Below are 21,923 nucleotides of genomic sequence, written 5' to 3'. Positions count from 1 at the left end.
TGAAGGCTTAATTTTGCCCGCTAATATGCCCAATATCATTGGGCTTTGCGAACCGCATCGGCTGGCATCTGGCCGTCCCGGGCAGGGCTTCGCTCCTGCTAGCCGCGCAAAAATTCTTTCGACCGCGTAGACATGAAGTCTTCTATGCGCGTGTAATAGCGTGGAGCATCTGTTTGCGTCCAATCCAGAATCCGGGTTAGCTCTTCCCAATAGGCAACTGCAGATTAATTGGTTGTTGCATTCTGCTTCGTCGAACGCTTCGCTCTATAGCCATCACATGCCTTGCCGAACGCGCCTAGCATCTTCCGGCTCCTCGTCGCTTGAGGCGTGCCATTCAGGAGGCCACTGCAGCGCGAGTTAAAATGTGGATGCGTCCGTGTACAGTGCTTCCATGCCTCCGTCATCCGCGACTGCCTCCAACCGAACTCTTTGGCCAACCTGTGCGATTCCTTGCTTGTATAGCGAGTTGACGCGTAACTCGCTGCCGTCGACCGCAGTCCGCCAGACCCGACGACAATCAGACATGCTCGAAGCGGAGCGCGTATTCACGTCCCGTCAAAGCGATATTGCCACATTAGATCAGTTATTGAATATGAATTTTTATTATGGAAACCTAACGCATACTAATGCGTGTATGCGTGGAAGATGATCTTGATGTCAGGTTCGTCAGGTTAGTAGGTAGGGCTCAACCAGCATGAAGCCGCTCACCCTAGCGGCAACGCCCGATTTTCGTCCCATGATCGGTTGCAGCATTGTCATCTTTTCGTCACGGTGCTGCGTCGTTCGTAATACCGTAGATCACGTAGTTTCGCGGAGCTAAAGTCGAAAGTAATGGGATCGACGCCCCCACCCGAAGCGGCATCAATTTGCCAAATCTATGGTCCGCCACATTTTTGCAACCCTGATTTTCGATGGCGAGCTGGCTTGCCTAAATCTATTCGGCGTCGTTTTGGGGGGCGCACCCCGCGCCACGATGAGATTCGCGCCTGACGATCCTTAACAGTGGCTCGGCTTCGAAAGCCTGTTTGGCACGCAGGTTCTTCGTCAGGCCGGTATGCCGTTCACGTCATCAATTTTCGGTCGTCGCAAAACCAGTTGGGTGAGTGTGGTCAATAAAGATGAAGCCATGTTCGTTCAGGTCGGGCGGGTTGTGAAGCCCGCGTCGAATGTGGTGTGGCGCGCAACAATTGCTCAGCCGGTTCGCGCCAGCTTGTTGGCCAGTGCAGACGCCACCAGGCTTGAATGCCGCTGCACGAGCATTGCGCGAACCCAGTCCGTCAGGCGGCCGGTTCGTTTCTCTAGGCCTCGCATGTAGGCTCGGGCGCACAGGACGAGCAGGCGCCTGACATTTTTGGCGCCGCGCCGGCTGATCCCGAGAAGATTGGTCTTGCCGCCCGTACTGTATTGCCGGGGGACGAGCCCAATCGATGCCGCAAAATCGCGGCTGCATCCGTACTGTTTTGCATCGCCCATTTTCGCGGCCAACGCGCTTGCGGTGACCGGGCCAACTCCCGAGATGCTCATGAGGCGCTGTCCCATCTCGTCCTCAGCGAGCTGGCGGCCCAGCTCCTGGTCAATCTCACCGATCTGTTCCTCGAGGTACTTGACGTGCTGGTGGTGGCGCTCCAGAATCGCAACCAGCCGGAGCGGCAGTTCCTGCATGGCGAGCACGGACGGCAGACGTGCGACAGCGGCCTTGCCCACCGGCAGACTGATGCCAAACTCGAGGAGAAAGCCATGCATCTGGTTTACGGTTCTGGTGCGCTCGCGCACCCATCGATTCACGCACACGATGCAGCACCGAAAACGTCTGTTGCGATTCCGTCTTCGGGGTTACAAATCTCCATCGCCGGGCGCGAGGCTGTTTCGCAGATCGCCTCGGCGTCGACGAAATCATTCTTGTTTGACTTGACGAATGGCCTGACGAACTGAGGCGAGATAAAGCGCACCGTGTGCCCGAATTCGGCCAGCTTGCGGGCCATATGATGCGAACCGGCACAGGCCTCCATAACGACGGTACAAGCATGGAACGTCGCGAAGAATTCGACCAGTTGTTTGCGCTCATCTTTTTACGGAACACAGCCTTGCCTTTTGCGTCCTGCCCATGCAGGTGAAATGTGTGTTTGCCCAGATCGATACCAACGAGCGTGACTCCGTCCATGATGGCCTCCAGTTCGGTATGAACACTGCCAGCCTATCCTATCCGCCAGGGCGGGGACCATCCCATTAGTGGAAGTGTCACCGCAACCACCTGACCGAGGGGTGCGCCCATCATGAAGATTACGACGATTGGCATCGATCTGGCGAAGAACATTTTTTCCGTGCATGGTGTAAATGAACATGGCCGAACCGTGCTGAAGAAAGTGCTCAAGCGAAATCACGTTGCGGAGTTCCTTCGCCAACCTCTCCACCTGCGTAATCGGGATCGAGGCGTGCGCCAGCGCGCACTGTTGGGCCCGCAAGCTGCTGGCAATGGGCCATACCGTAAGATTAATCGCACCCCAGTTTGTCAAGCCGTACGTCAAGACGAACAAAAACGACGCGGCGGATGCCGAGGCGATCTGCGAGGCAGTCGCGCGACCTAACATGCGTTTCGTACCGGTCAAGACCATCGAGCAGCAATCGGTGTTGTCGCTGCATCGCGTACGTCAGGGTTTTGTCCGGCCCCGAACCCCACAGGCCAACCAGATTCGCGGACTGCCGCCGAATTCGGGATCGTTGTTCCCCAAGGCATCGGGCATCTCGAGCGCCAGGTGCCCGAACTAATCGAAGATGCAGAGAGCGATCTCACTGGCTCGTCTCGATTGCTGATCCAGCGGCTCATTGACCATCTGAAGGACCTTGGCAGGCGGGTCCGGGAGCTCGAGAAGCAGATTCAGTCCTGGCACCGCAGCGACGAAACGAGTCAACGCCTCGCACGTGTCCCCGGCATCGGGCCACTTACCGCGAGCGCGCTCGTCGCGTCTGTCGGTGACGCAATGAGCTTCAGGAATGCCAGGCAACTTGCGGCGTGGGTCGGTCTGGTACCCCGACAGAACTCCAGCGGCGGCAAGAACGTGCTGCTGGGCATCAGCAAGTCAGTATGACTTCCATTCGGCAAGGCTGGCCGCCGTGCGGTTGTAGACGCGGGTTTGAGCAAGCTTGATGAACAGATTGCCACGATCGAGCGACGTTTGCAGGCGTGGATGAAAGAGGACAAGGCGAGCAAGAGCATTGCCGCCATACCGGGTGTAGGCCTGCTCACGGCGACCGCCGCGGTTGCGACCATGGGAGACTCAAAGTCATTCAGATCAGGCCGCGAATTCGCGGCGTGGCTCGGCTTGGTACCCCGACAAACGGGCTCCGGCGGCAAGGTGGTCCTGCTGGGAATCAGCAAGTCAGTATGACTCCCCGTGAGGCGAGGCTAGCCGCCGTGCGGATGTAAGCGCGGGTTAGCATGGCTGCCAGAGCCGCATTGAGTGGGGACGGATCCGCCGCTCAACGGTCTGTTTCCGACACGGAGGCTAGCATGCACGACGATAGCACGTTGTACGTAGGGCTCGACGTTCACAAGGATTCGATCATGGTTGCCTACTCGGTCGATATGGGCGACGTAGAGTTGCTCGGCAAGATCGGTACGACACAGATCGAAGTTGATCGCCTATGCAAACGGCTGCGGTGCAAAGCACGACACATTTGCGTGGTCTACGAAGCAGGCCCATGCGGTTATGGCCTCTATCGACGGCTGATCGACAAAGGCTTCGACTGCATGGTGTGCGCACCATCGCTCATCCCACGCAAGCCGGGTGAGCGCGTCAAGACAGACCGCCGCGACGCAATCAAGCTGGTGCGCTCACTGCGAGCCGGTGACCTGTCCGCCGTGCATGTGCCAACGATGGAAGATGAAGCGTTTCGCGATCTGGCCCGTGCCTGGTCATCAGCCAGAGAAGACCTCAAGCAGGCGCGATGCCGGCTGAAATCGTTCCTGCTCCAGCATGGTGTGAATTACTTTGGACGAGCGGACTGGGGGCCTGCTCACCGCCGCTGGCTTAGCACATTCTCGTTCGATAGTGGCTGGCAACAACTGGCATTCAACGAGCACCGCCGCACGATCGAGGATCGCTTGGCGCAATGCGAACGACTGGAAACCGCGCTGCGTGAAGCCGTTGCAGATTGGCGTTTCTATCCCGCTGTGCTTGCGCTGCAGTCGATGCGGGGCATTACTTCACGTCGGCTGTCGGCCTTGTGTCCGAACTGGCCGATCTGTCGCGCTTCGAGCATCCACGCCAACTGATGGCGTGGCTTGGCGTGACGCCGTCGGAACATTCGTCAGGTGGCAAACGGCGACAAGGCAGCATCACAAAGACAGGAAACAGTTACGCAAGAAAGCTGCTGGTCGAATCCGCGTGGAGCTACCGTCATCCGGCACGCGTGAGCATTGATATCCAGCGGCGACACGAAGGAATTCCAAAGGCGATCATCGATCGAGCCTGGGACGCGCAACTGCGGCTGTGCCGGAGATACAGGAACCCCCAACCAACATAACCCGAGCGATCGCCAGGCCGATAACTGGTCCGTCCTGTGAACAGGGTGATCTTCATGCGGCAGTCCGACAGAGATATAGTCATGCGACGTTCTCCACGTCCAGAATAACCGCACCTGTGCGCTGTCCGCTCTCGACCAGCTCGTGCGCGCGTGCGCAATCCCGAAGCGGCAGTACCTCATGGATTGGTACGTCGAGCGTCCCCAGCTCCAGAAGATGATTGATGCGCATAGCTGCGTCGGCTCGTTCCCCGGGTGTGAGCAAATAAACCAGCACGAACTGAAGCTCGATGCCCTTGAACAGAAACTTGTAGAACGGTATCTCCGGCCGCATCACCCTGGCTGAGCCATAGGTCACCACTGTCGCGCGATCCGAGAGCAGATCGGCCAGAGACTCCACATTGGCGCCGAATTCGACTTCAACGGCGTGATCGATTAGTCGCCCATTTGTCGCATCGAGCACGTCCGCAACGAAGGTGGGGCTCGTGTAGTCAACGAAGGCATCGGCACCAGCGCTGGTGATGCGTTTTTCATCAGCTGAGCCATGTCCGGATGCGACCACGAACGCGCCTGCCTGCCTGGCGAACTGCACGGCCAGCCGTCCGACTGTGCCGGCTCCGCCACTGATCAGGACGGTGCGCCCGGCCACGTCGCCGAAAGCTGTCGTGACGTGGCACGCCGTGAGGGTTGGAATGCCCAGTGCTGCGCCAACCAGGTAGGAGGCGTTGTCCGGGAGCGGGAAGACCAGCTTCTCGTCAATCGCAATGTACTGGGCAGCGGTGCCGGAAGCCCGTCGCCACTGCCCATTGCTTACCCAGACGCGGCTTCCAGGGGTGAGCCGGTTGCATCCAGGGCCACACTCGATAACGATCCCGGCACCGTCGCTGTGTGGAATGACGAACGCAAAGGCAAGGTCGCTCTTCCCGCCGCGAGTCCCCGCCCTCGCCTTGACGTCCGAGGGGTTGACGCCCGACGCATGGAGTTGCACAAGGACTTCCCCATGACCGGGGGACGGCATTGGACGCTCCCCGTTCACTAGCACCTCGCGTGCGGGTCCGACCCGCTCATACCAGACAGCTTGCATCGCGTTCTCCATTCATTTTCGTAACGAGGAAATCGTATCGCGGAGCCATCAAGCTGAAGAACGCATAATACCGATCGCAGCTATCGTTATTGGAGATTGATGTGCGAGACCTTGACATAGACCTCGTCCGCTGCTTCGTTGCTGTCTCGGATGCGCGGAGCTTCACCGGTGCATCGAAACGCCTTTGCAGATCGCAGTCCGCGATCAGCACGCGGGTTCAGCGGCTTGAAGATTTACTCGGGGTCGAGCTTTTTTCCCGCAACAGTCGCCAGGTCGAGCTAACTACTGCCGGGGAACAGTTCCTCAACTACGCTGTCGGTCTGCTGCGTCTGAACGATGAGGCTGTCGGTATGGTTGGCCGCAGGAACCTCGAAGGGCGCCTGCGCCTGGGCATCGTCGAGTATCTTGTTCCTCACCGGCTGCCGGAACTGTTAGGCCGGATTCGTCGACTGCTCCCGCGGGTTGAGCTGAGCGTCAGGGTAGCGCTTAGTGAGGAGTTGCTACGTGCGTTCGATGCCGGTGACCTTGATGTCGTTCTCGTAAAGGAGCAGGAGGGTCGCGGCTCACCTCACCTGTTTCGCGAGGAAAAGATGCACTGGGTCGCGGCTCAAGATCTGGACGTCCCACCACCCTTGGTTGACCTGTGCCTGCTGCCCGCTCCCTGCGCGTTCAGAGCTGCTGCCATCTCGGCGCTCAATTCGGGCACGATCCAATGGCGAGAAGCGCTGACTTTGAGTGGCGTCGTCGGTGTCCAGTCCCGCATCAAGGAGGGCCTTGGCATTTCGGTCCTTTGCGAATCCGCGCTGGACGACGGACTTGTTACCTTGCCGCAAGGCAATGGTGCCTGGCCCGAATTGCCGGGGATAAGGCTGGTGACCTATGAGCGAAGTCCTGAGCCACTTGGTCGTGCGCTGATTGACCTTCTGAAGGAGTGAGTGCGGCTACCCGTGCGGGAGTGGCGGCAATTTCCGGGCGCCTTCGTTAAAATGCTCGGTGCTGCGCGCGCCCAGCACCGACGCAATGCTTGACCGCTATCGTGCGCGCCGAGCCGGGGCCAAAAAAAAATCGGCGCAGGCCCCGGCAAGAAGTTGTCTGTTGCATATGCGAATGCAACCGCGACTGTATGGCGTTCCTCCTTGAGGCCGAGCTTCGCGAGATCGAACTGCCCATTGCAAATGCGATGCGTCAACTCGATTCCTGAAATCGTGGTCGCCGCGCTCCCGAATCGCTTGAAACCAGGCATCACGTTCGTTCTGGACTTGATGTGGCGATGGCCTTGCTCGATCCCGTTGTTCGGATATTTTGAGGAGCGGACCTTCGTGTCTTCAGCCAGCAGACCATCGGTCTTCATTTCGCGTACCGCGCGGTGTGAGGCGGCATAGCCGTCGAGCGTGATGGTCTGCAGCGGCTGGCCCTGACGCTTGATGGCCTTGCTGAAAAGAGCTTTGGCCGCAGCCACGTCGCGTCGGACTCTGAGCATGAAGTCCACCGTCTGCCCAGCCCGATCCACTGCCCGGTACAGGTAGACCCACCTGCCGCGAATCTTCAGGTAGGTCTCATCGGTACGCCACGAGCGAGCCGCAGGTGTAGCAAAGCGGTTCCAGCGTTTGACGAACTCGGGTGTATAACGCCTCACCCAGCGCAGAATCGTCGTGTGAGCCAGCGACAATGCCCGTTCGACCATCACTCGACCAGATCGCGAAAGCTGAGCTTGTAGCGTAGGTACCAGCGAACGCACACAATGATGATCTCCCGATCAAAATGGCGTCCGCCGAACAACTTCTCCGGACTCTTCAGCTTGTTCGTCGCGGCTCGTCGGTTTGTTTTGTTCCGACAACTCTAACCCATTCGCCGGCCCTATTTGCACCAGAGCCCCACTGAGATGCCTCGATGCGCCATCATTCTTCCAGGTTTCTCAGACTGAGCGGATAGGCCACATACCAGCGCACGCAAGTCAGGATCACATCAAGCGGGTAATGCAGGCGTTTGAGCACGCGGGCCACGGTCGGATTCAGCGTCTTCATCCAGCTTTCAGTCGTTCGTCTTGTTACGAACATCATAGCCGACTCGACCTATTGCAACAAAACACAGCAACATCACGTCTAGCGGGTGATGCAACTGTTTGAGTACTTTTGCCACAGCTCGGATTGAGCTTCTCGGTCATCGATCAAGTCACACATTAAGGGCCGTCAGCATAGCAGACCGCCGTATTGCGACAGATCACCGCAGAGCAGAATTTTATGCGGTCGAGGTTTTGTACCTTCCGGATTTTCTCCTATGATCAATGCGGGCGCGGTACCTCACGCCGACGAGCCTGGAGTGTCAGTGTACGCGTCGTTTGCTCAACGCGTATTCGGCGGTCTGATTCACGAACGGAAGAGATTTAGGATTCCCGTTGCATTGAAAATCCCTGTGGCTGCTCGATGCCACCCGCAATTCGCGGGGCGACACGTAAACGCTGCGCCGCAATCGCACGTGTTATCGGATCGCCACAATTTGACCGGATTCACTCCGGGGACGAAGGAGCATTCAATGGGGCAAGCGAACCGATCCATTTTTGCGCGCGCATGGCCGGTAGTGGTTGCGCGCCTCATCGGGCTGTCGTCCGGTCGGCGTCGCCATAGTGTGATACGTAGCGCATCAGAGGACGTCGCGCAGGCGGAGCCTGTTTCCACACACTCGTCCCGGACGTGTCCTGAGGCGAATGCCACGTATCCCGATCTTGACGGGCACGCGAGCTGGCTCGACGAGCGCTCGTTCTGCCTTTACGTACCGATCGTCGCAGGCAGTGGGGAAAGGGGGCTCGCCGTATGGGCGGACCGGTTGCGTACGCTCGGTCTCGCTTCGGTCGTGACGACGGTCGGTGAATCGTTGCGTGACAGCGTGGACGTCCTCCATGCTGGTTGCGATGCGGGTTTGGCCGAACCCGAACCTTATCTCGAAGTCCTCGTCGGCGGCGAGACGGGCGCTTTTCTCTACTATCGCGGCGACGAGATCGAAGACGAACTCTCCGCCTTACACGACGCGCTCGATCGTCGCAGTCATGCCAGCCGTCCACCATCCTGACAGGGCTTGTCGCCCGTATTTCACAGCGATGCACGCCGGCATCTGCGGTGCCGCGTGCGCGCTTGTTTTCGATAGGGGGTTACACGATGTTGAATGCAGTCATTCCGAGTCAGGCGACCGTCTATCAGCAATGGGTACAGGGCCTGAGCGACTCGAACGAGGCGTTCCGCAGGCTCGCTGACGCGCAGTTGCGCATCAGCGCTCTTGCGATCGACGTTGGCGTCGCGTCGCTTGTGTCGTACCAGTCGGTGCTGCGCGTGGTGATCGACGAGAACGTCGTTGGCAGGCTGTTCGGCCAGCCGCTACGGCAGGCGATGACGGCTGCGGTCAAAATGGCAGCGTGCGGATCGGCGAGCGACGGCGCCGTCGTCTCTCACGCGTCGAGGTAGGCTCGCGATGACGACCTTTCTGCAGCAGCGCATTCGTTCTTTCGGTCCGCGTCCGTGTCTCGTGTCGGCAGGCGAGACCGTCACCTATGATGCATTCGGCAAGCGGATCGATTTCTGGCACGGCGAACTCGACCGTTGGTGCGTGAGGCGCGGTGACACGGTGGCCGTGTGCGGTGACTATGCGCCTGATGTCTGCGCATTGCTGCTCGCACTCGCGTTTGCCGGAGCGATCATCGTGCCCATTGCGTCTGCCGGCGTGAAGCGCGACGAGTTTCTTGAGATTGCGGAGGTCGGCCTCGTCATCATGTTCGACGTGGCAGGTGCTCCCCGAGTTGAACGCCGGTCGATGCCCGTTACCGCGCATCCGCTGATCCGGCAGTTGCGCGCGGAAGGTGCCGCTGGCCTGATTCTCTTCAGTTCCGGCTCCACAGGCCGAAGCAAGGCTTCCCTGCTTGACTTTGACCGGATGGCAGCGAGGCTCGAACGGGCGAAGGGCCGCGCGTACATCACGCTTGTCTTTCTGATGCTCGATCACATCGGCGGCATCAACACGCTGCTGAACGTGCTGTGCCAGGGTGGGACGATTGTGACGCCGGCTACGCGGACACCCGATGCGGTGTGCGAAGCGATCGCGCGCTACCGTGTCGAGTTGCTGCCGACCAGTCCGACGTTCATTAACATGATGCTGATTGGCGGTGTTGCGGCGCGCTACGACCTGTCGTCGCTGAGGCTCATTACATACGGCACTGAACCCATGCCCGAAACGACCCTTGCCGCGCTGCACGGCGCACTGCCCGGTGTGAAGCTGAAACAGACGTACGGACTGTCCGAGCTTGGCATCCTGCCAACGCAATCGAAAGGCGCGGGTTCGTTGTGGATGAAGCTCGGCACGGACGGGTTCGAACACAAGATCGTTGACGGCGTACTGTGGGTACGTTCCGCAACGGCGATGCTCGGCTACCTGAATGCCTCGTCGCCCTTCGATGAGCAAGGGTGGTTCAACACCCAGGATGTCGTCGAGACTGACGGCGAGTATGTGCGCGTGCTCGGGCGCCGCTCGGAGATCATCAATGTTGGCGGCGAAAAGGTTTACCCGGGCGAAGTTGAGAGCACGCTGCTCGCTGCCGGTAACGTCCGCGACGTGACGGTGTCGGGCCGGCCCAATCCGGTGACCGGACACGTCGTCGTCGCGCGCGTATCCTTGATCGAGCCGGAGGCGCCGGCGATGCTTGCCGCCCGGCTCCGGGATTTCTGCGCGGGCCGCCTCGAACGTTTCAAGGTGCCGGTCCATATCGATGTCGATGACGGCGTGCATCATAACGACAGGTTCAAGAAAGCCAGAGTGTCACGACCGACGGAGCAGCCCGTATGAGCGATGCAGACGACGTAGTTATCATCAGTGGAGGAAGCAGGGGCCTGGGGCTTGCGCTGGTGCGCACGTGTCTGAGCGCTGGCCGGCGGGTCGCGACCTTCAGCCGTGCGCGCACCGGCGACATCGACGATCTGATCGAACGCGACACGCACGCCGCGCGGTTTCACTGGCAAGCAGTTGACAGTACCGACAGCGCGGCGGTCTCGCAGTTCGTTGCGGGCGTGGCGGACCGCTGGGGTGGCGTCAGCTCGCTTGTGAACAATGCAGGCGTGAGTCACGACGGGCTCCTGGCGCTGATGCGCGAGGATGCGATCGAACAGATGATCGCGGTCAATCTGACTGGCACGATCCTGCTCACGCAAAGCTGCACGAAGTGGATGCTCCGAGCGAACCGCGGCGCGATTGTGAACATTGCGTCGGTGAACGCGATTCGTGGCCACGCGGGGGTCGCCGTCTACAGCGCAACGAAGGCGGCGCTCGATGGCCTGACGCGCAGCCTTGCGCGCGAACTCGGTGCGTGCAACGTTCGTGTCAATTCGGTCGCGCCCGGTTACTTCGAAAGCGATATGGTGCAGCACCTCGACGAGAAGGCGCGTGCGCGGATTGCGCGACGCACCCCGCTCGGCCGGCTCGCCGATACGACCGACATCACAAACGTCGTCGAATTTCTGATATCCGATCGCGCCTCGTTCGTCACGGGGCAGACGGTCGCCGTGGACGGAGGCATCACATGCTGAATCAACGATTTGAGCGCCACGAGACCGAGCGGCTCGTCCATGGTGCCGTGAGCAAGATCATGAGCCAGCGCGGGCTGCCGGCGCGAGAACTGCGTGAGGACGACAGGCTGAATGCGACGCTCGGCCTGAGTTCGCTCGATCTCGCCCAGCTTGTGTTCGATCTGGAACTGACGTTCGGCGCCGATCCGTTCCAGACCCTCGTGCCGATCACGTCGGTCCAGACTGTCGGGCAGCTCGTTGGCGCCTATCTGCGGCTCTTCGACGACACGGGGCTGGCCGACCCGAATGACGAACTGGCCGATGCGCAGGCGGCAAGCGAGCGTCGCCGACAACGGCGGGGGGCGCGAGGATGACGGACGCGACCACGCACACGCCCAACGACGGAGCGAATACTTCTCCGTCGTCCTCCAGTCGTGGCATCGCGATCGTCGGGATCGGCTGCCGGTTGCCGGGGGCGAGCGACTGGAAAGCGTACTGGCAGAATCTCATCGATGGTGTCGAGTCCATTCGTTTCTTCGATGATGCCGCGCTGCTGCGCGCGGGGGTCGACCCCGCGCAGCTCGCATCGCCCGGTTACGTGAAAGCGTCGCCCGTCATTGACGACTTTGACCGCTTCGACGCGGGCCTGTTCGAATATTCGCCACGCGAAGCACGCGTGATCGACCCGCAGCACCGCGTCTTTCTCGAAGTTGTCCACGATGCGCTCGAGGATGCCGGATACTGGCCAGATACGTATGACGGTTCGATAGGGGTGTTCGCTGGCGCGGGCGGCGTGGTCAGCAGCTACTTCGCGTCGAACCCTGCGTTGCGCGGCTCGACGGGCGGTGTCGAGCACATCGGCAACGACAAGGATTTTCTCGCGACGCGTGTGTCGTACAAGCTGAACCTGACGGGGCCGAGTGTCACGGTGCAGACTGCATGCTCGACGTCACTCGTCGCGATCCATCTCGCATGCAGCAGCATCCTGAACGGTGAATGCGACATGGCGATCGCCGGGGCGTCGACCGTACGCGTGCCGCACATCGCCGGGTACACGGCGCGCCAGGGCGATATCCTGTCTCCGGATGGGCATTGCCGCGCGTTCGACGCGCGTGCGCAAGGCACGGTGTTTGGCAGCGGCGCGGGCGCGATCGTGCTCAAGCACGTCGAAGACGCGCGTGCGGATGGCGATCACATCTATGCGGTGATCCGCGGCACGGCGATCAACAACGACGGTGCGTCGAAAGTGAGTTACACGGCGTCGAGCGTGAGCGGGCAGGCGAAGGCGATGCTCGACGCTTTCGCCTGCGCGGGCGTTGCGCCACGGGCAGTGGGCTACGTCGAGACGCACGGCACCGGCACGGTAGTCGGCGATCCGCTCGAAATCGATGCGCTGACAAAGGCGTTCCGGCGCCACACACAGGACAGCGCGTTCTGTGCGGTCGGTTCGGTGAAGACGAATATCGGACATCTCGAACAGGCGTCGGGGATCGCAAGCGTGATCAAGGTCGCGCTTGCACTCGATCGCGGGCAGATTCCACCGAGCCTGAACTTCGATACACCGAATCCCAGGATTGCGTTCCCGCAGACCCCGTTCTTCGTGAACACCGCGTTGCGCGACTGGCCGCGCGGCGCTGCGCCGCGGTTCGCGGCCGTCAATTCGCTCGGTCTTGGCGGCACAAATGCGTTCGCCGTGCTTGAGGAGGCACCCGTTCGGGCGCCGACGACCGTTGAGGACGACCGTCCGCTGCACGTGCTCACGCTGTCTGCCCGCTCCGGGCGCGCGCTCGGAGCGCTCGCGGACCGATGGCGCCAGTCTCTTGCGACGACAGACAAGCCGGTTGCCGACCTCTGCCATACCGCGAATACCGGGCGCCAGCCGTTCAACTGGCGGCTGACGGCGATCGGCGGCACAGCGAGCGAACTGGCGGCGCAACTCGCTGCGCCCCCGTCGGTGGAGCGCCTTGGCAAGCGCCCGCTTGCGTTCCTGTTTGCCGGGCAGGGCGCGCAGTACGCCGGGATGGCGGCCGCGCTGCATCGAACGCAGCCGGTATTCCGCGCTGCGCTTGACCGCTGCGACACATTGTTGCGCCCGCATCTCGGCAAGCCGCTGCTGTCGGTCCTGTATGGGGACGCGCGCTCAAAAGCGCGCATTGACCAGACCGCGTATGCGCAGCCAGCGCTCTTTGCAGTCGAATGGGCGCTTGCCGAACTCTGGCGGTCGTGGGGCATCATGCCGGACGCAGTGCTTGGGCACAGCGTTGGCGAATACGTGGCGGCCTGTGTGGCCGGCTGCTATGACCTCGAGACAGGCATTGCGCTGATCGCGGCCCGCGGCCGGCTGATGCAGGCGTTGCCGAAGGGCGGTGCGATGGCCGCGCTCTTCGCAGGGGGAGAGACGGTCGCGCAACTGCTTGACATTTGCGACCCGCAGGCAATTGGCATCGCTGCGTACAACGGGCCCGAGAACACGGTCGTGTCGGGTCGCGCAGAGGCCGTCGCCGAAGTGCTCGCGCGTGCGCAGCAGGCGGGCATCGGCGGGCGGGAGCTGAGCGTCTCGCATGCATTCCATTCGCCTTTGATGGCGCCTGCTGCGACTGGGCTCGAAGCGCTTGCGGGCAACTATTGCGCGGCCGCGCCGACGATCCCGCTCGTTGCGAACCTGACTGGCGCCTTCGCGGACGCTCCGCCGACACCCCGGTACTGGAGCGATCACGCGCTGCAGCCGGTGAGTTTCATTCGCGGTGTGCGCACGCTCGCACAGGCTGGCATTGTCGATTTCGTTGAGGTTGGCCCCGGCACGACGCTCGTGTCGCTCGCGCAGCAGATTCTGGGCGATGGCGAAGCAGGCGAGCGGCGCTTCCTCGCCTCGATCGGACCCGACCGTGAATGGAGCGAGCTGACGGCGTCGCTTGCCGCGCTGTGGCGCAGCGGCACGCCAGTCGACTGGCGTGCGTTCGACGCACCGTACTCGCGGTGCCGCGTGTCCGCCCCGACCTGTGTGTTCGAGCGCGAGCGTTACTGGCTCGACGCGGGCCGCGGCGTGCCGGCGGGAAACATTGGTTTTGCGGTCGGTACCGCAACGGGACCCGGAGGCGATATTCCGGGCAGGCGTCTGCTCTCGCCGCTCGCCGCGTGGCAGTTCGCCGCGACCTACGACCTCGACACGGTACCGTGGCTCACCGATCACCGGATTTTCGGGATGGCAGTGCTACCGGTGACAGCGGGGCTGGTTGCCCTCGCGGTGGCCGGGAACGAGCGTTTTGCAGGCGCGCCCGTGTCGGTTGAATCTTTGACGTACGACGATGCGCTCGTTGTCCCCGATGACGGCGCGCGCGCCGTTCAGGTCGTTCTGCAAGGCGATGGGAGTGACATTGATGCCGAACTCGTCAGCCGCAGTGCGACTGACGACGCGTGGCGGCGCCACCTTCGCGCGCGGGTGTGTGCGCGTGCCGCACCACGCCTCGCGTCGATCACGATGCCGTTACCCGCATCGGCAGACCTCGAAAGGATGGTGCCGATCGAGCCGTTGCGATACTACGAGGTGATCGCACCGCTCGGATTCGGCTACGGCCCGGGCTTTCGCGGCATCGTCGCATTGTGGCAGGGCGATGAGGAAGCGCTGGGCCGGGTGGAACTGCCCGCGCATCTCGAAGTGGCCGCGTATCCGCTGCATCCCGCTCTGCTTGACGCGTGCCTGCATATCTATCCCGCGCTCGTACCCGAGTACCGTAGCCTTACCGGCCTAGAACCGAAACCGGAAGGCACATGGTTGCCGATTTCAGTCGAACGGTTCGAGATCGAGCGCACGGGTGCCGGGCACGTATGGGTACGGGCGAAACGGCGCCCGGCGCAGGCGGACGTCGTCACACTGGATATTGAGATCTACGGCGATGACGGCGCTCCCGTCGCACTGCTCGGTGGACTGACGGTGAAACCGATCACGCGCACGCAGATTTCGCCGCAGGTCAACTCACGCAATCGCGCGCTGCATCGGCTCGAATGGATCGAGCGGCCCATGCAGCCGCTGCAGGACGCGCCTGCGGCCGGACCGTCGAACTGGCTGATCGTCACCAGTTCCGATCTCGGCATCGCCGACGCGCTCGACGCACGGCTACGTGCACTCGGACACCATACGTCCGTGCTGCCGCTTCCGGAAAGCGGCACGGACGGCGACGTGCAGGCGTCGCTCGGCACCGCGCTGTCCGCGCACCCCGACGGGACCGGCTCCGTTGGTGTGGTGCTCCTGCATGGGCTCGGCGAGCGCGTGGACGAGGCCACCTCAGTCGACGCACTCGCCGCGGCCGAGCGCCGCTTCAGTGGCGGTACGCTTGCGCTCGTGCGTGCGCTCGCCGAAGCGAACATCGAGGCCGCGCCACGCGTCTGGCTCGTCACGCGCGGCGCGCACGCCCCTGTGGCGCGCGCGCCCGGCGGCGACCCGCTGCAGTCGTCAGTCTGGGGCATCGGACGTGTTGCCGCGCTCGAATATCCCGAACTATGGGCCGGGATGATTGACATCGGCGGGAAAGAAGACGCCGCAGCACTGGCAGCGGAGTTGTTCGCCGTTGACGGCGAAAATGAGGTCGCGTTGCGCGCGGGTCGCCGCTATGCCGTGCGCCTCGATCAGGATGACGAACCGGCGCCCGAACGGATTGTTCCGCCGTTCGATCCGGCCGCGACCTATCTCCTTACCGGAGGGCTGGGGGCGCTCGGTCTGAAGGTCGCGGACTGGCTCATCACCGCGCAGGGCGTCCGGCATCTGGTGTTGACGGCGCGTCGCGCCCCAGGCGAACAGGCCAGGGCGGTTCTCGAGCGTTGGGAAAAGCAGGGGGCGAGTGTGGTCGTCAGGCAGGCCGACATCACGCGCGAGGCGGACACGCATGTGCTGATCCGGCAGATCGGGGCCGAGCTACCGGCACTGAAGGGCGTGTTCCACTGTGCAGGCAATCTTGACGATGGCGTGCTAGCACAGATGGACTGGGACAGGTTCGCGGGAACGACCGGTCCCAAGGTGCTCGGTGGCTGGGCGCTGCACGTCGCGACGCGTGACCTGCCGCTCGATCATTTTGTGTTGTTCTCCTCCGTGCTGAGCCTGACGGGGGCGATGGGGCAGGCGAATTATGTTGCCGGTAATGCATTTCTCGACGGTCTGACCGAATATCGGCGCCGGCTCGGTCTGCCGGCGCAGGCGATCAACTGGGGGCCGTGGGGCGGTGAGGGTCTTGCGACTGAGTCAGGAGAACGGGGCGCGGCAATCTGGCGCGCGCGCGGCACAGTGTACATTGAAACAGAAGAAGGGATCGCGCTGCTGCACGCGATTCTCGCGCGCGGGGTCCAGCAGAGCATCGTTTCGATCACTGAATGGCCGCAATGGGCCGCGCAGTACCCCAGGCGCCCGCTCCTGCTTGAGCGGCTCGTGCGTGGTGCGCCAGCGCCTGCTGCCAGCGCCCTCTTCACGCGCGCCCAGGTGAATACGCGGCTGGGATCGGTGCCGGACCACGAACGGCGTGACGTGCTGCGCGACATCGTCGGTCAGATGGTCCGCGCCATCCTTGAAGTCAAGGGCGCTTTCGATTCGACACAGCCGCTTCGCGAGCTAGGTCTCGATTCGCTGATGGCGATCACACTGATCAACCAGCTCGATGCGGCCATTGGCGTGAGATTGCCAGCCGCAGCAATGCTCAAGGGGCCAAGTCTCGATCAGCTTGTCGACGAACTGCTACCGAAGGTCAAGGTTGAGAGCGACGACGCCGTACCCGAACAGATGGGGGCAGCGATGCCTGCGCTTGTACAGACCACCTTGAGCACGGCGGCTTCGGCGACTGTGCCGGCCGAACGATGGCTTGTCCGGATCCGGCCGAATCCCGAGGCGCGTTACCGGTTGATCTGCTTTCCGTTCGCAGGTGGCGGTTCAGCCGTCTACCGCGCGTGGGCAGATGCGACAGGCCTGGATGCGGAGATCCTTGCGGTCGAGCCGCCCGGCCGGCTCTCGAGGATTAGCGAGCCGCCCGTGAACCGGATCGACGCGTTCGTCGATGGTCTGCTCGCCGAGCTGCGTCCGCTGCTGGACCGGCCGGTCGCATTCTTCGGGCACTGTGTCGGCGGTCTGACCATGTACGAAACGACGCGTGCACTGATCGAGCGCGAGGGCGTTACACCCGCGCACCTGTTCGCATCGGGTGCGCGTCCGCCGCACCGCCTCGTTGCCGATGCCGCGTTCGAGCGCAGGCTCGCGGCGACGCTTGTCGAACTGCGTGAATTCGATATTATCGCACCGCTCTACCGGCAACCGGATGACGTCCTCGCGGAAGCGCTGCGTCACTTCCAGATCGAGGCGACCGAGCGGATGCTCGCGATTCCGGAGTTGCGCGAGCTCGTGCTGCCTGTCGTGCGGGCGGAGTTCGAGATGGCAAGCCGCTACGTGTTTGTGCCGCGTTCGCCGTGGTCCGTGCCGATCACCAGCTTTCGGGGCAAGGACGACATCTATGTGACGCACGAGGACGCGCTCGCGTGGCGCGATTTCACAACAGGTGAGTTCAGCCTGTTTACACGCGACGGGGCGCATTTCGGCGTCGTCGACGATCGCGCGTTCATTCTGGATGCGATTTCGGACGCGCTTGCCGGGTGAACACCGATGACAATGATGCCCGTAATGACGACGCGGTGGTTCCCCTCGGCGACCCCGACGACGACAGCGCGGCTGTCGCTGTTCTGTTTTGCGCATGCCGGCGGTGGCGCGTCGGCATTTCGCGGCTGGCGTCGCCTCCTCGAACCTGCGATCGATGTGTTCGCTGTCCAGTTGCCGGGGCGCGAGAGCCGGCTCGACGAGGTTCCGCATACTCGCATGGACCAGGCTGCAGACGAGGTCGCAGCGGCGATGCAGCCCTATCTTTGCCGACCGTTTGCGTTGTTCGGACACAGTATGGGGGCGGCGATCGCGTTCGAGGTGGCGATGCGGCTCACGTGCGCGCCCGTGCATCTGTTCGTGTCGTCGTGGCTGCTGCCTAAACCTGCGCCGCATCCGGGACGTTTCGTGAACCAGGTGACGGACACGGAGTTGCTCCAGACGGTTTCGCGATACGGCGGCCTGCCCGACGGGCTGTTGCGCGACGCCGAATTCGCACAGGAATTCGTGCGCGTGTTGCGCGCCGACATGACGCTGCTCGATGCTTACCGGCCCGCCGTGGTGCAACTACGCTGTCCGGTGACCGTACTCGGCGGTGCAGACGACCCTGTTGTGCGTGCCGCCGAACTTGAGCGCTGGAGGGGGGTCGAGCGCGTCGCGGCAGTGCGTGTCTTTCCGGGCGGCCACTTCTATCTGCGCGATTCGCAGTCGGCATTGCTCGATACGATTTCGCGGCAAATGCTTGGCTTGCCCGCCGACCTGCAATGAGCGGAGCTTCATGGTGACGCGGGAGGGGGCGCAAATGGACGACGATCTACAGTACCTAAAGGAAATGAAGCACCGGCTCCGGCGCATTCGCGAATATACACGGGAGGGCCGTCGCGCATTCATGGCGTCGAACATGATGCAGGACGCTGTCGTGCGCAACATTGAAATGATCGGCTACACATGGACCTGTCTCAGTCCAGAGTACCGGTTGAGGTTACCGGACTTTCCGTGGCGGCTGATCGGCGCGCGCGTCGACTACCTGATGCACCAGCGCAACCCGGAACGGTTGAGGAAGCTCGTCTGGCTCGCAGTGCGGCGTAGTGTGCCAGAACTAGAGCGGGCGATGCGCAAGCATGTTCCAGAGATCGATGGAATGCCCGTGGACCGCGGTGCATTGCCCGGCCCGCGTCCGGACCTGAAAGCCGTAGCGCAACGGGATGAACGGGCCGCATGACGGATCATTCTCATCACCGTACCCTGTGTAGCACGATGTCCAACACGGACGCAGACGTAGGCGAAAGGAGCAGTCATGAACCTTGCCGGAAAAACGTTGTTTATGTCGGGGGGTAGTCGCGGCATCGGTCTCGCGATCGCGGTGCGCGCAGCCCGCGACGGTGCCAATGTTGCGCTCGCCGCGAAGACCGCGACGCGACATCCCCATCTCGAAGGGACGATCTACACGGCTGCGAAAGTAATTGAGGACGCAGGTGGCCATGCGTTGCCGCTCGTCGCCGATATCCGCGACGAAGCGCGGGTGCAGGCAGTTGTCGATGAGACAGTTGCAGCGTTCGGCGGGATCGACATCGTGGTCAACAACGCGAGCGCGATTCGCCTGACCGGCACACTCGACACGCCTGTCAGTCGCTACGACCTGATGCATGGCGTGAACGGACGCGGCACGTTTGTCTGCGTACAGGCGTGCGTGCCGCACCTACGCAGGTCGTCAAATCCCCATATCCTCACACTGTCGCCACCGTTGTCGACGAACCCAAGGTGGTTTCGTGACTACCCGCCGTACCTGATCGCAAAGTACACGATGAGCCTGTTCACGCTCGCATTTGCGGCAGAATTCGCGGACCTTGGAATTGCCGTCAACTCGCTGTGGCCCAGAACGACGATTGCGACTGCGGCGGTGCGCAACGTGCTCGGTGGCGAGGACATGATCGCGGCGTCGCGCACGCCTGAAATCGTTGCCGACGCCGCGTACGCGATTCTCACGCAGCCGGCAGCCACATGCACTGGCAGGTTTTTCATCGACGACGAGGTACTGCTTGCCGCAGGCGTGCGCGATTTCGCCCATTATGACATGCAGGCGGGCGCGCCCTTGCAGGCGGACTTCTTCGTCGATGCGTTGCCGGGCATGCGCTCTGCCGACATGTTCGCCAAACAGATCGCGTCGCCGTGACGTTTCACGGCGCGAACCACAATGACAATGAGCACATCCCGACTCAAGGCACTGATGCTGAAGGAAACGGACAATGGCGTCCTACCGTCAATCGAATGGCTGAACGTCGACAATCTGCCGGACGGCGATGTCGTCGTCGACGTCCATTACTCAAGCGTCAACTAAAAGGACGCGATGGCGATTGCCAATCGCGGGATTATTCGTACGTTTCCAGCGATACGGGCATCGATCTCGCCGGCGTTGTCGCGACGTCGGCCAGCCCCGGGCTCCAGCCGGGCGACGCAGTCGTGCTGACAGGCTGGGGGATAGGCGAGCGTCACTGGGGCGGTTTGACACAGGTCGTCCAGTCGGACTGGCTCGTCCCGTTGTCGCCTGGTCTCACGCCAAGGCGGGCGATGGGGATCGGCACCGCCGGGTTCACGTCAATGCTTTGCGCATTCGCTCTGGAACCGCACGACGTCCGTCCCGCGGGCCGGAGAGATTCTCGTGACAGGCGCGAGTGGGGGCGTCGGTAGTTTCGCGATCGTGATCCTCTCACAACTCGGCTATCGCGTCGTCGCAATGACCGGGCGGCCCGAGCACGAAAGCTATCTGAGGTCGCTCGGCGCGGCCCGGACCATCGGCCGCGGAGATTACGCGGTGGCGTGCAAGCCCGGGCGTCACGGCATGATGTTCGAACTGTTCGCGAGTGTCATCGATACCGTTGGCGGCCCCGTGCTGTCGTCAGCGATTGCACGGCTCGCATCCGGCGGCTATGTGGCGGTCTGTGGACTCGTGGTGGGACCGAACTTGAAACCACTGTGTTTCCCTTTCTGCTGCGCGCGATCAACGTCGTTGGCATCGATTCGGTGCGCTGTCCCACGCCGCGACGCGTCGAAGCGTGGGAGCGGCTTTCGGAATGCGTGCCAGGCTCACAGCTCGACAGCATGATTCGCGAGATATCGCTCGAACAGCTCGTCGATGCTGCGGACGAGCTGGCAAAAGGGCGGGGGCATGGCAGGACGGTAGTCAATCTGAAGGCGGACCCCAGATCGGGGTGATGTGTCGGGTCGATGTCCCATGCCTTTGGGAAGCGTTCGGTGTTGACCGGGCTTGGCGAGAGATGTCGCCGGGAGACATGACGGACGGGACGTCGCGAGGTCGTAGTCCCGCAGCGATGCGCGTCCGGCTGGTTGCTTCCCCCGCAGGATTCAGCTTGTGCAACAAGCTCGCGAAACGGGACAGGCCACCGGGTATCCGCGAAAACGCGGCGAGTCCCGGCATGTCCGTTACGGACGGCTTCGCGATGTGCAGGCCGCATTGCTGCTCGAAAGAGGTTCGAAGCGACCAATGGGATGCGTGAGATGTTCTGGCCTGGAGTGACACGCCCATGTATCAACAGTTTCTTTGCCGGCGCGAAACAGGCGTAGGTGTGCCCGACGATGTTCGCGTACTGCTTGCCGGTCTCGAATTCGAAAAATCCCCGAGAACGTTGACTTTTCCGGCGCTATCGCGCGACGAAATTCGGTCTGCGCGTCGCTTCTGCGATGAGCGCGACGCAGTGCGGTTCGCCGCTACGCGTTCCATGCTCCGGGCGCATCTTGCGCGAGAGGTTGGTTTCAGTGATAGCGATCTTGACTTCTCCCGGTCAGCCATGGGTCGGCCATTTCTCAGCAACTGTCCCGGCTCGACGATCGATTTCAACGTTTCTCATAGCGGTGCTTTTGCGCTCGTTGCCTGGTCGCATTGCCGCCGGGTCGGCGTCGACATCGAGCAATGTTCGGCGTCGCTGAATTGGGAAACCCTGCAGGATAGGGTGCTGGGTGAGTCGGATCGCGCTGCGTTTTCAGCGCTGCCGCACCAGAAGCGACGCGACCAGTTCTTTGACGTCTGGGTCGCGAACGAGGCATTTCTCAAGGCGCACGGGAGTGTCGGAGCCGGGCTCGCCGATTTTTCTGTGCTGTGGCCAGGGGTTCTGTCGCGGTAAGACGATTTGGG

15 protein-coding genes and 7 pseudogenes are annotated in these 21,923 nt (G+C 62.2%); 17 read left to right on the top strand and 5 right to left on the bottom strand.

The annotated features are described in order from the left end of the window. Positions 1-357 precede the first annotated feature (357 nt). Positions 358-525, bottom strand: a complete 168-nt coding sequence (locus AB4Y44_RS33625) for a gamma-glutamyl-gamma-aminobutyrate hydrolase family protein (protein ID WP_368661808.1) — start codon at positions 523-525, stop codon at positions 358-360. Between the two features lie 666 nt (positions 526-1,191). Then, positions 1,192-2,161: pseudogene (locus tag AB4Y44_RS33620) on the bottom strand (IS110 family transposase). Positions 2,162-2,273: 112 nt separating this feature from the next. Between AB4Y44_RS33620 and AB4Y44_RS33615 the strand changes: the two are divergent. The 3 pseudogenes from AB4Y44_RS33615 to AB4Y44_RS33605 all read left to right on the top strand — a co-directional run. Next, positions 2,274-3,077: pseudogene (locus tag AB4Y44_RS33615) on the top strand (IS110 family transposase); the annotation flags it as partial. Between the two features lie 54 nt (positions 3,078-3,131). After that, positions 3,132-3,377 (top strand): annotated as a pseudogene (locus AB4Y44_RS33610) (transposase); the annotation flags it as partial. A 131-nt stretch (positions 3,378-3,508) separates the two neighbouring features. Continuing rightward, positions 3,509-4,506, top strand: a pseudogene (locus AB4Y44_RS33605) (IS110 family transposase); the annotation flags it as partial. Positions 4,507-4,603: 97 nt separating this feature from the next. On the opposite strand, the gene AB4Y44_RS33600 reads toward AB4Y44_RS33605, so the two are convergent. Further along, entirely contained in the window at positions 4,604-5,605 is a 1,002-nt protein-coding gene (locus tag AB4Y44_RS33600; RefSeq protein ID WP_368701944.1) for an NADPH:quinone reductase, read from the bottom strand. 101 nt (positions 5,606-5,706) lie between these two features. Between AB4Y44_RS33600 and AB4Y44_RS33595 the strand changes: the two genes are divergently transcribed. Beyond that, a complete protein-coding gene (locus AB4Y44_RS33595; RefSeq protein WP_368701943.1) occupies positions 5,707-6,540 on the top strand; it encodes a LysR family transcriptional regulator in 834 nt (277 codons plus the stop codon). A 197-nt stretch (positions 6,541-6,737) separates the two neighbouring features. Here AB4Y44_RS33595 and AB4Y44_RS33590 read toward each other — a convergent pair. Both AB4Y44_RS33590 and AB4Y44_RS33585 read right to left on the bottom strand, forming a co-directional pair. After that, positions 6,738-7,402, bottom strand: a pseudogene (locus tag AB4Y44_RS33590) (IS6 family transposase); the annotation flags it as partial. A gap of 104 nt (positions 7,403-7,506) precedes the next feature. Continuing rightward, a pseudogene (locus AB4Y44_RS33585) lies at positions 7,507-7,629 on the bottom strand (IS6 family transposase); the annotation flags it as partial. Between the two features lie 508 nt (positions 7,630-8,137). Between AB4Y44_RS33585 and AB4Y44_RS33580 the strand changes: the two are divergent. From AB4Y44_RS33580 to AB4Y44_RS33520, 13 genes and pseudogenes are all read left to right on the top strand, one after another. Further along, positions 8,138-8,671, top strand: coding sequence for a hypothetical protein (locus AB4Y44_RS33580; protein WP_368685616.1), 534 nt, complete (start codon positions 8,138-8,140; stop codon positions 8,669-8,671). Between the two features lie 86 nt (positions 8,672-8,757). Then, positions 8,758-9,060: a hypothetical protein gene (locus AB4Y44_RS33575; RefSeq protein ID WP_069269246.1), complete on the top strand. Its 303-nt coding sequence runs from the start codon at positions 8,758-8,760 to the stop codon at positions 9,058-9,060. A 7-nt stretch (positions 9,061-9,067) separates the two neighbouring features. After that, positions 9,068-10,432: a fatty acid--CoA ligase family protein gene (locus tag AB4Y44_RS33570; protein ID WP_069269247.1), complete on the top strand. Its 1,365-nt coding sequence runs from the start codon at positions 9,068-9,070 to the stop codon at positions 10,430-10,432. Further along, positions 10,429-11,169: an SDR family NAD(P)-dependent oxidoreductase gene (locus tag AB4Y44_RS33565; RefSeq protein ID WP_069269248.1), complete on the top strand. Its 741-nt coding sequence runs from the start codon at positions 10,429-10,431 to the stop codon at positions 11,167-11,169. Before AB4Y44_RS33570 ends, AB4Y44_RS33565 begins: the two co-directional genes overlap by 4 nt. Then, the gene (locus AB4Y44_RS33560; RefSeq protein WP_069269249.1) at positions 11,163-11,522 is read left to right on the top strand and encodes an acyl carrier protein; all 360 of its coding nucleotides are present in this window, start codon (positions 11,163-11,165) and stop codon (positions 11,520-11,522) included. Before AB4Y44_RS33565 ends, AB4Y44_RS33560 begins: the two co-directional genes overlap by 7 nt. Beyond that, entirely contained in the window at positions 11,519-17,776 is a 6,258-nt protein-coding gene (locus AB4Y44_RS33555) for a type I polyketide synthase (RefSeq protein WP_368685618.1), read from the top strand. The genes AB4Y44_RS33560 and AB4Y44_RS33555 overlap by 4 nt, the downstream gene beginning before the upstream one ends. A gap of 24 nt (positions 17,777-17,800) precedes the next feature. After that, a complete protein-coding gene (locus AB4Y44_RS33550; protein ID WP_368661801.1) occupies positions 17,801-18,541 on the top strand; it encodes a thioesterase II family protein in 741 nt (246 codons plus the stop codon). A 34-nt stretch (positions 18,542-18,575) separates the two neighbouring features. Continuing rightward, entirely contained in the window at positions 18,576-18,995 is a 420-nt protein-coding gene (locus AB4Y44_RS33545) for a DUF86 domain-containing protein (protein WP_141710950.1), read from the top strand. A 75-nt stretch (positions 18,996-19,070) separates the two neighbouring features. Next, complete coding sequence (locus AB4Y44_RS33540) at positions 19,071-19,946, top strand: NAD(P)-dependent oxidoreductase (protein WP_069269252.1); 876 nt, start codon at positions 19,071-19,073, stop codon at positions 19,944-19,946. A gap of 27 nt (positions 19,947-19,973) precedes the next feature. Beyond that, complete coding sequence (locus tag AB4Y44_RS33535) at positions 19,974-20,111, top strand: hypothetical protein (protein WP_256095096.1); 138 nt, start codon at positions 19,974-19,976, stop codon at positions 20,109-20,111. Between the two features lie 396 nt (positions 20,112-20,507). Beyond that, positions 20,508-20,681 (top strand): annotated as a pseudogene (locus AB4Y44_RS33530) (oxidoreductase); the annotation flags it as partial. 65 nt (positions 20,682-20,746) lie between these two features. After that, positions 20,747-20,986: a hypothetical protein gene (locus tag AB4Y44_RS33525; RefSeq protein ID WP_368661811.1), complete on the top strand. Its 240-nt coding sequence runs from the start codon at positions 20,747-20,749 to the stop codon at positions 20,984-20,986. A gap of 329 nt (positions 20,987-21,315) precedes the next feature. Continuing rightward, on the top strand, positions 21,316-21,912 hold the full coding sequence (locus AB4Y44_RS33520; protein WP_368661802.1) for a 4'-phosphopantetheinyl transferase superfamily protein: 597 nt from the start codon (positions 21,316-21,318) through the stop codon (positions 21,910-21,912). Positions 21,913-21,923: the final 11 nt, after the last annotated feature.

This window comes from Paraburkholderia sp. BR10937 (assembly GCF_040965695.1).
Lineage (GTDB): Bacteria > Pseudomonadota > Gammaproteobacteria > Burkholderiales > Burkholderiaceae > Paraburkholderia.
This window is presented reverse-complemented; position numbering and strand designations above follow the sequence as displayed.

Bases quoted from the DNA above. Each gene is read 5' to 3' on its own strand.
- AB4Y44_RS33625 (WP_368661808.1), bottom strand. From the start codon at position 525: ATGTCTGATTGTCGTCGGGTCTGGCGGACTGCGGTCGACGGCAGCGAG.
- AB4Y44_RS33540 (WP_069269252.1), top strand. From the start codon at position 19,071: ATGAACCTTGCCGGAAAAACGTTGTTTATGTCGGGGGGTAGTCGCGGC.
- AB4Y44_RS33570 (WP_069269247.1), top strand. From the start codon at position 9,068: ATGACGACCTTTCTGCAGCAGCGCATTCGTTCTTTCGGTCCGCGTCCG.
- AB4Y44_RS33520 (WP_368661802.1), top strand. From the start codon at position 21,316: ATGTATCAACAGTTTCTTTGCCGGCGCGAAACAGGCGTAGGTGTGCCC.
- AB4Y44_RS33580 (WP_368685616.1), top strand. From the start codon at position 8,138: ATGGGGCAAGCGAACCGATCCATTTTTGCGCGCGCATGGCCGGTAGTG.
- AB4Y44_RS33545 (WP_141710950.1), top strand. From the start codon at position 18,576: ATGGACGACGATCTACAGTACCTAAAGGAAATGAAGCACCGGCTCCGG.
- AB4Y44_RS33575 (WP_069269246.1), top strand. From the start codon at position 8,758: ATGTTGAATGCAGTCATTCCGAGTCAGGCGACCGTCTATCAGCAATGG.
- AB4Y44_RS33565 (WP_069269248.1), top strand. From the start codon at position 10,429: ATGAGCGATGCAGACGACGTAGTTATCATCAGTGGAGGAAGCAGGGGC.
- AB4Y44_RS33560 (WP_069269249.1), top strand. From the start codon at position 11,163: ATGCTGAATCAACGATTTGAGCGCCACGAGACCGAGCGGCTCGTCCAT.
- AB4Y44_RS33600 (WP_368701944.1), bottom strand. From the start codon at position 5,605: ATGCAAGCTGTCTGGTATGAGCGGGTCGGACCCGCACGCGAGGTGCTA.
- AB4Y44_RS33535 (WP_256095096.1), top strand. From the start codon at position 19,974: ATGAGCACATCCCGACTCAAGGCACTGATGCTGAAGGAAACGGACAAT.
- AB4Y44_RS33550 (WP_368661801.1), top strand. From the start codon at position 17,801: ATGACGACGCGGTGGTTCCCCTCGGCGACCCCGACGACGACAGCGCGG.
- AB4Y44_RS33555 (WP_368685618.1), top strand. From the start codon at position 11,519: ATGACGGACGCGACCACGCACACGCCCAACGACGGAGCGAATACTTCT.